This is a genomic window from Aquabacterium parvum (assembly GCF_001447195.1).
Taxonomy (GTDB): domain Bacteria; phylum Pseudomonadota; class Gammaproteobacteria; order Burkholderiales; family Burkholderiaceae_C; genus Aquabacterium; species Aquabacterium parvum.
Genome location: NZ_LFRI01000035.1, coordinates 1 through 273, shown reverse-complemented (window position 1 = coordinate 273; position 273 = coordinate 1). Strand labels below are relative to the sequence as shown.

Genomic DNA, 273 nt, shown 5'->3' with positions numbered 1-273 from the left:
CCGCTGGTTGGCTTGAAGGTGGACCGGTCGGGTACCCCTCCCTCTGCAACGCCCTTCGGGCTCACTGGGGTGTCCCCCAGCCCCCCGGCTTACTTCGACGCGGAGAGGCGCTCCATGTCATTGAGGACAGGCCGAGTATGCTGATGCACGGCCATCATGTAGGCCTGCGAGGCCTTGTCCCAGGCGTCGATGTGTCTGGCCAGGATGAACAGCCAGGGCGGCGTGTCAACATCCGGGCCAGCAGCTACGATCCCGTAGAAGGCCCTCACCGTC

General features: G+C 65.2%; 1 protein-coding gene. It reads right to left on the bottom strand.

Translation table 11 applies throughout. The annotated features are described in order from the left end of the window. Positions 1-89 precede the first annotated feature (89 nt). On the bottom strand, positions 90-273 hold a 184-nt coding region (locus tag ABG80_RS22295; protein WP_160322392.1), incomplete at its 5' end, for a hypothetical protein.